General features: G+C 63.3%; 8 protein-coding genes. All 8 read left to right on the plus strand.

The annotated features are described in order from the left end of the window. Nucleotides 1–2,500, plus strand: a 2,500-nt coding sequence (locus tag HQL56_16520) for a PAS domain S-box protein (protein MBF0311121.1), incomplete at its 5' end; no start/stop codon positions are given. A gap of 2 nt (nucleotides 2,501–2,502) precedes the next feature. Then, nucleotides 2,503–3,189 carry a site-2 protease family protein gene (locus tag HQL56_16525; GenBank protein ID MBF0311122.1) on the plus strand — a complete coding sequence of 229 codons (687 nt, stop codon included), beginning with the start codon at nucleotides 2,503–2,505 and terminating at the stop codon, nucleotides 3,187–3,189. 17 nt (nucleotides 3,190–3,206) lie between these two features. Next, entirely contained in the window at nucleotides 3,207–3,548 is a 342-nt protein-coding gene (locus HQL56_16530) for a hypothetical protein (GenBank protein ID MBF0311123.1), read from the plus strand. After that, nucleotides 3,532–3,963 carry a type II toxin-antitoxin system VapC family toxin gene (locus HQL56_16535; GenBank protein ID MBF0311124.1) on the plus strand — a complete coding sequence of 144 codons (432 nt, stop codon included), beginning with the start codon at nucleotides 3,532–3,534 and terminating at the stop codon, nucleotides 3,961–3,963. The genes HQL56_16530 and HQL56_16535 overlap by 17 nt, the downstream gene beginning before the upstream one ends. 58 nt (nucleotides 3,964–4,021) lie before the next feature. After that, entirely contained in the window at nucleotides 4,022–5,047 is a 1,026-nt protein-coding gene (gene trpS / locus HQL56_16540; protein ID MBF0311125.1) for a tryptophan--tRNA ligase, read from the plus strand. Next, on the plus strand, nucleotides 5,040–5,798 hold the full coding sequence (locus HQL56_16545; GenBank protein MBF0311126.1) for an rRNA pseudouridine synthase: 759 nt from the start codon (nucleotides 5,040–5,042) through the stop codon (nucleotides 5,796–5,798). Before trpS ends, HQL56_16545 begins: the two co-directional genes overlap by 8 nt. Further along, nucleotides 5,773–6,435 (plus strand): hypothetical protein, encoded by a 663-nt coding sequence (locus HQL56_16550; protein MBF0311127.1) that lies wholly within the window; start codon nucleotides 5,773–5,775, stop codon nucleotides 6,433–6,435. The genes HQL56_16545 and HQL56_16550 overlap by 26 nt, the downstream gene beginning before the upstream one ends. Beyond that, nucleotides 6,432–7,682: DNA mismatch repair endonuclease MutL (mutL, locus tag HQL56_16555; GenBank protein ID MBF0311128.1), on the plus strand; the 1,251-nt coding region annotated here is incomplete at its 3' end. The genes HQL56_16550 and mutL, both read left to right, overlap by 4 nt.

The following is a 7,682-nucleotide window of genomic DNA, read 5'->3' on the forward strand; positions in this document are numbered from 1 at the left end:
GGCTCTGGAAATCGCCACGCTTCTGGAACAGCACGCCCGCTTCGGCAACCTGCCGGTTCTGTTTTTGTCGGTGGCCGAAAATCCGGGGCGTCGTTGTGAGGATGGACTGCCTTTTCGTCAGGAGCGCCTCTATCAGCCGCTGTTGCCCACCGATCTGGTGCAGGCGGTGCAGCGCGCCATTCGTCTGGTCCGGGCCCGCTCCACGGTTGACGAGTATCTGCGGCATTCGCTGCAGGAAGTGGAGAATATGCAGTATGCCCTCAATCGCCACGCCATCATCAGTATCACGGATGCGGAAGGGCGTATCACCTATGTAAACAGCCGGTTCTGCGAAGTCAGCGGGTACTCCCCCCATGAATTGATCGGTCAGGATCATCGCATTCTGCGTTCCGGCCAGCATACGGCGGAATTTTTCGCCCGGATGTGGGAGACGATCGGTCAGGGGCGGGTCTGGCGGGGTGAAATCTGCAACCGCCGCAAGAACGGCGTCCTCTACTGGATCGAAACCACCATCGTGCCCATTCTGGCGCCGTCGGGCTCGCCTCAGGAATTCATTTCCATTCGAACCGACATCACCCGACAGAAAGAGGCGGAGGGCAAAGCCCGCAGCATGGCCCTCTTCGCGGTGATGAATCCGGCTCCGGTGTTGCGCATCGATCGGGAAGGCACGATTCTGGAAGCCAATACGTCGGCAGCCATGAGTCTGGGCTTCCGACTGGAGGAGGGGGTCAACATTCGCAAGCTGCTGCCCGGCATGGAGCAGATCGACATCGAGGAGTGCATTCAAAACGAGGAAGAGGTCAGCTTCGGCACCATGGTGGACAACCTCTTCTTCCAGTTCGTGGTCAGCGGTGTGAAGGAGTTGGGGGTTTGTCACGTCTACGGCAGCGACATCACCCTGCGCAAGAAGACCGAACTGACCCTGCGGGAGAGCGAAACCCGCATGCGCGCCATTCTGGAGAACATTGCCGAAGGCATTCTGGTGACCGATCAGGATGGGCTGGTGGAGTTGGTCAACCCGGCGGCGGTGGCCATCTTCGGCTATACCGAAGAGGAGGTGGTGGGCCGGGATGTCAGCATGCTCATGCCCAAGGCCTTCGCGGTGCGGCATCGCAATCAGTTGAGCCGCATCCATCAAGGTCGGCATCCCGAGATGGTGCGTTTTTCGCGGGAGATGGAAGGACTGCACAAGGATGGCACCCTGGTGGCCATTCAGGTCTCCGTCACCGAGTTCCGTTTTCTGGGGCGACGTCTGTTCACCGGGGTGATCATCGACATCCGCAACCGCAAGAAGGCCGAAACGGAGTTGCGTCAGGCCAAGGAGGCGGCGGAAAAGGCCAATCAGGCCAAGTCCCAGTTCCTTTCCAGCATGAGCCATGAGCTGCGCACGCCGATGAACGCCATCCTGGGCTTTGCCCAACTGATGGAGTCGGATCCCCTGGAGCCGTTGACGGTGGGACAGAAGGACAGCATCGGCGAGATCATCCGGGCGGGGCATCATCTGCTGGAGTTGATCAACGAAGTGCTGGACCTGGCCCGCATCGAGGCGGGGCGCCTGCAGCTCACCCTGGAGGATGTGGCTCTTGGGGAGGTGGTGGAGGAGTGTCTCAACCTGATGATGCCCCTGGCGCGGCAGCGCAACATCCTGCTGGGTGGTGAGATCCGGGAGTGTTTGCGCTATGTGGTTCTGGGGGACCGCACCCGTCTGAAACAGGTGCTGCTCAATCTGCTCTCCAACGCCATCAAGTATAATCGGGAAGGCGGAGCCGTGCGGCTGGGTTGTCATCCGGCGGAGAGCGGACGAGTTCGGGTGGAGGTGGCGGACACGGGGATCGGTATCGCAGCGGAGCGGCTGGATGAGGTCTTCGAGCCTTTCAACCGGCTGGGGGCGGAGTCGGGCGATACCGAAGGCACCGGAATCGGTCTGGTCATCTGCAAGCGGTTGATCCAGCTCATGGGAGGGGATATCGGTTTGCGCAGCCGGGCGGGGGAGGGCAGCCTCTTCTGGGTGGAGTTGCCGGTGGCGGCCCGTCTCGAAGACGATGAATCGGCGGGGCGTCTGGTGGAGGAGGAGGGTTTGGGCTGGTCCGGACGGACCTACGAACGCACCCTGCTCTATATCGAAGACACCCCGGCCAATATCAAACTGGTGGAACATCTGCTGCGCCGCCGGGCCGACATCCGCCTGAAGAGCGCCCCGGACGCCCGCATCGGGCTCGAACTGGCGCGGGTGCAGCGCCCGGACGTGATTTTACTGGACATCAACCTGCCGGGCATGGATGGTTATGAGGTGTTGCGGCGACTCCGGCAGCACCCGGAACTGTCGACGTGTCCGGTGCTGGCGGTCAGCGCCAACGCGCTGCCGGCTGATATCGAACGGGGTCTGGCGGCGGGTTTCCGTCGTTATCTGACCAAGCCGCTCAATGTGGGACAGTTCATGGAGGCCCTCGACGAGGCCCTGTCTCTGTCCCCTCCCCACGCGGGTAAGGAGAAGCCCTGACCATGACCATCGCCTGGCAGGATATCGTGTGGAACGTCTTGATCTGGGGGCCGGGCGTTCTGCTGGGGGCCACTTTTCACGAATGGGCCCACGGCTTCGTCGCCGACCGTTTCGGGGATCCCACCCCCCGTCAACACGGACGACTGACACTGAATCCGCTGCCTCATATCGATCCGGTGTGGACCATCCTGGTGCCATTGGTCATGGTGGTGGTCACCTCCTACACCATGAACCAGCCCATCGCCTTCGGCGGGGCCAAACCGGTGCCCATCAACGTGGGTCTGTTCCGGGGTTCCAAACGTCTGGGACTCTTTTGCGTGGCCCTGGCCGGACCCGCCATGAACCTCCTGCTGGCCTACCTCAGCGCCCTGATGCTTGCCCAGGTGGTGAGCCATGGTGGATTCATGCCCTATCTGGTCACCGTTCTGGGAGGTATACTGATCGCCTCCATCAAGATGAACGGGGTGCTGGCCCTGTTCAACCTGATCCCCCTGCCTCCGCTGGACGGAGGACGCATCGTGCAGTCGGTTCTGCCGGCAGCGGCTCAGGGATTCTGGATGAGCCTGGAGCGTTTCGGTATGCCGCTGATCATCCTCCTGGTGATGACCGGCGGTTTCGGCAGCCTGCTCCACGGCCCGCTGCGCTATCTGCTGCGGCAGTTCTACGCCATCGCGGGGCTTTCGGTATAGGCTGAAAGGAGCGTGCCATGGGACAACTGGTGATTCATGATGTGGATGAGGCGATTATTGAACGGCTTAGAGCCAGAGCCGCCTCGCAACATATTTCGCTGGAGTTCGCCTTGCGGGAGATGCTCTCCGGGGTTATGCCCATTTCCGCAGGGGAAGGCCTCACCCGGAGTTCTGTCGACTCGAAGGGTGTCGGAGAATTCATGGACCCGGAGATTGGAGCGCCCTTTTCCCGCGAAGAACGTGTGGCCGAGATGAAACGGATTCGTGCCATGCTCTCTCCGAATCAGTCCGAAAGGAATTGGCCATCGGCGGAATTCCTGATCCGGGAAGACAGGGACAATAATGAAACTTATCGTTGATGCCAGCGTCGCTTTGAAGTGGTTCCTGTCGGATGAGCCGGGGGCGGAGCAGGCGGTGAGGATTCTTGAAACGGAAGGGGAACTGCTCGCTCCGGAATGGATTGTACCTGAAGTGAGCAATGCCGTCTGGAAGATGATTCGAAGCGGCAGGATTGGCAAAGGTCCAGGAGAGGAGATTGTTTCCAGGCTTCCACGTTTTTTTTCGCGCCTGATCCCTGTGGTGGAAGAGTCCTCGCAGGCCCTGGCCATCGCCTTGCGGATTGATCACCCTATTTATGATTGTTATTACCTGGCGTTGGCTGAGCGTGAAAATGTTCCACCGGTTACCGCAGACGGGCGTTTGGTCTCGTGTTTGACGAATACGCCCTGGGCGCACCGGGTCATTTCTCTGGAGCAGTGGGGACCAATGCCGTGATTTTCAACGCCTCTCCCGCCTCTTTTAAACAGGCTGTCAAACTGGAGAACAACAACGCATGAACAAGGCATCCGCAAAACCGGTCGTCTTTTCCGGGGCGCAACCCACCGGGGAGTTGACCATCGGCAACTATCTGGGGGCGCTCCGGCAATGGGTGCGTCTGCAGGAGGATCATGACTGCATCTTCTGCATCGTCGACCTGCACGCCCTCACGGTGCGGCAGGATCCGGCGCAGTTGCGGCAGCGCTCCCTCGATCTGGCGGCGCTTTATCTGGCCTGCGGCATCGATCCGGCCAAGTCCCTGGTTTTCATTCAGAGCGCGGTTTCCGCCCATTCGGAGCTGGCCTGGATTCTCTCCACCTTTACCCAGATGGGGGAGTTGGAGCGCATGACCCAGTTCAAGGACAAGGCGCAACGCCACCATCAGAACATCAACGCCGGGCTCTTCACCTACCCGGTGCTGATGGCCGCCGACATCCTGCTCTACGACACCGATCGGGTGCCGGTGGGTGAAGACCAGAAGCAGCATCTGGAGCTGACCCGGGATATCGCGGTGCGCATGAACAACCTGTACGGGCCGACGACCCTCAAGGTGCCCGAGCCCTTCATTCCGCCCAGCGGGGCACGGGTCAAGGATCTGCAGGAGCCGACGAAAAAGATGTCCAAAAGCGCCGAATCGGATCTGGCCAGGGTGATGATGCTGGATCCGCCGGAGGTGGTTCTGCGCAAGTTCAAGAAGGCGGTGACCGACAGCCTGGGGGTGATTCGCCACGACGAGGCGGGGCAGCCGGGGGTGAGCAATCTGCTCAACATCTGGTGCGCCGCCAGGGGGGCGAGTACGGAGGAGGCCTTGGCCCACTTCAGCCACAACCAGTACGGCAAACTCAAAGTGGAGACCGGCGAGGTGGTGGCCGAATTGCTGCAGCCGGTGCAGGCGCGTTATCGGGAGTTGGTATCGGATCGGGGTGAGTTGTCGCGCCTGCTGATCAGCGGGGCGGAACGGGCGCGGGAGCGGGCCCTGAAGGTTTTGGTGCGGGTGGCGGAAGTGATCGGCCTGCCGAATGCGGGGGCGCTCCATGGCTGAAGTGCAGGTGGAAGGGGTACGGCTGCAGAAGTGGCTGGCCGATGCCGGACTCTGTTCCCGTCGCGAGGGGGAGAAGTGGATTGCCGCCGGGCGGGTGGCGGTCAACGGCGTGGTGGTGACCGAGCAGGGCGTCAAGGTGGTGCGGGGCGATCAGGTGGCCCTCGACGGCAAGGAGGTGGGGGTACAGAAGCAGCGCAAGGTCTATCTGATGTTGCACAAGCCCAAGGGCGTGCTGTGCACCCGCAGCGACCCGGAGGGGCGGCCCACCATCTACCAGATGCTCGATCCCCGGCTGCCGCGAGTGGTTTCGGTGGGGCGGCTCGATTTCAATTCCGAGGGGTTGCTGCTATTGACCAACGACGGGGATCTGGCGCAGCGGCTGCAGCACCCCAGTCATGGCGCGGCCCGCATCTATCGGGCGCGGGTGCGGGGCAAGGGGGCGGAAAAGTGTCTGCCGGCGCTGCAGGCGGGGGTGACGCTGGAAGACGGCCCGACCGGTCCGCTGGAGGCCACCCTCGACTGGACCCGTGGCGAGCAGGCCTGGTACACCCTGACCTTGCGGGAGGGGCGCAACCGCATGGTGCGCCGCATCTTCGAAACCCTGGGATTGCAGGTGGCCCGGCTGATCCGGGTGGGTCACGGCGGCCTGACCCTGGGGGAGCTGCCGACGGGGGGCTTGCGTTTTCTCACTCGGGAGGAGATCTCCATTCTGCGCGCCGAGGGCGATGCCTGTGACGTGGCGGGTTCCTGAACTCCACGCCCGGCTTCTGGCCCGCTTCGGTCCCCAGGGCTGGTGGCCCGCCAGGGGGGAAGTGGAGATGATGGTGGGGGCGGTGCTGGTGCAGAACACCGCCTGGCAGCAGGCGGCCAAGGTGGTGGCGGCTCTCGACGAGCGGGGTCTGCTCGACTTCGCCGCCCTCCGGGGATTGCCGGAGGAGCAGGGTTGGGAGCTGTTGCGCCCGGCGGGCTTCTTTCGGCAGAAGATGCGTCGGCTTCAGGCTCTGGCGCGGTTTTTCGCCGCGTTCGACGACAGCCCGGCGCGGTTTTTTGCCCTGCCGGGGGCGGAACAGCGCCTCGCCTTGCTGGGAATCCACGGCATCGGTCCCGAAACCGCCGATTCCATCCTTTGCTACGGGGCCCGCTTGCCGCTCTTCGTGGTGGATGCCTATACCTGGCGTTTGTGGGAGCGTCTCGGCTGGGCGGCGCGTTCCACCCCTTATGCGGAGATGCAACGCCGGGTGCAGGAGGCCATGCCTGCCGAGGCTGCGGTTCTGGGGGAGTTGCACGCCCTGATCGTGGCTCTGGCCAAGGCGCACTGCCTGTCGCGTCCCCGTTGCCAGGGTTGTCCGGTGGACTTTTGTCCCTATCCTTCCGGAGGAGTGCCGTGAGCGCCACACGACCCGAAATCCGCCTGCTGCCCAAGGTGCTGGCCAATCAGATCGCCGCCGGCGAGGTGGTGGAACGTCCCGCCTCGGTGGTGAAGGAGTTGCTGGAAAACAGTCTGGACGCCGGGGCTTCACGGGTGGAGGTCTGCCTGGAAGGGGGCGGTCGGGAGCTGATCCAGGTGGCGGACAACGGCTGGGGCATGACGCCTCCCCAGGCGCGGCTCTGCCTGGAACGACACGCCACCTCCAAAATCACCTCTCAGGAGGATCTCTTCAGTATCGCCACCTTCGGTTTCCGGGGCGAGGCGCTGCCCTCCATCGCTTCGGTCTCCCATTTCGATCTCGAATCACGGGTGGAAAGCGAAGCGGCGGGAATCGGCCTGCATCTGCGGGGTGGGGAGCCGGTCTCGGAGGAGGCGGTGGTCATGCCGGTCGGTACGCGGGTTTCGGTGCGGCACCTCTTTTTCAACACTCCGGCCCGTCTCAAGTTCATGCGTTCCGAACGCACCGAAAACAGCCACGTTCAGGAATTGCTGCATCGCTTCGCCCTGTCCGCCCCCTATCTCGCCCTGCGTTTGGTCATCAACCGTCGGGAGGTGTTCGCCGTGGAGGCCGTGCCGGAAGGGGGCTCCATGGCCCCCCGGCTGGGCGCGGTCTTCGGCGGGGAGTTCCCCGGCAACTGTCTGGAGCTGGGGGCCGACGAGGGGGAGGTCACGGTGCATGGCTGGGTGGGCCTGCCCACCCTCAACCAGGTGAGTTCCGGCAACATCCACCTCTTCGTCAACGGGCGCTGGATTCGGGATCGCATTCTGTTCCAGGCCATACGGGAGTCCTTCCGGGATCTGCTGGCCAAGGATCGTTATCCCATGGCGGCCCTGTTTCTGCAGCTCAATCCCGAAATGGTCGATGTCAACGTCCATCCCACCAAGCAGGAGGTGCGTTTTCGCAACCAGCACCAGATTTTCGCCGTGGTGCGCCGCGCCTTGAGCGACTGTTTGCAGGGCATGGGGCACCGCACCTATCAGCCGGGAAGTTCACAGGAGGAGGCGGAGCCGGAGGAGCGGGCCGCCCCGGAAGCGGTGAGCGCGGTGCTGCCGGCGCGGGCTTCCGCCCCGGTTGAGTGGCAGCCGCCCGCCGCTTCGGGGCGCAGGGAGTATTCCCGCCCCGTGACCGGGGTCTCCGAGCCGTTGACGCCGTATCGCACTTCGGGGGGTTCCTCCAAGGGGCTTTGGCAGGAGTCGGCCCCGGAG

The organism is Magnetococcales bacterium (assembly GCA_015231925.1).
Taxonomy (GTDB): domain Bacteria; phylum Pseudomonadota; class Magnetococcia; order Magnetococcales; family JADGAQ01; genus JADGAQ01.

Excerpts from the sequence above, each read along its gene's own strand:
- HQL56_16525 (MBF0311122.1), top strand. The coding sequence starts at position 2,503 with ATGACCATCGCCTGGCAGGATATCGTGTGGAACGTCTTGATCTGGGGG.
- HQL56_16530 (MBF0311123.1), top strand. The coding sequence starts at position 3,207 with ATGGGACAACTGGTGATTCATGATGTGGATGAGGCGATTATTGAACGG.
- HQL56_16535 (MBF0311124.1), top strand. The coding sequence starts at position 3,532 with ATGAAACTTATCGTTGATGCCAGCGTCGCTTTGAAGTGGTTCCTGTCG.
- trpS (MBF0311125.1), top strand. The coding sequence starts at position 4,022 with ATGAACAAGGCATCCGCAAAACCGGTCGTCTTTTCCGGGGCGCAACCC.
- HQL56_16545 (MBF0311126.1), top strand. The coding sequence starts at position 5,040 with ATGGCTGAAGTGCAGGTGGAAGGGGTACGGCTGCAGAAGTGGCTGGCC.
- HQL56_16550 (MBF0311127.1), top strand. The coding sequence starts at position 5,773 with ATGCCTGTGACGTGGCGGGTTCCTGAACTCCACGCCCGGCTTCTGGCC.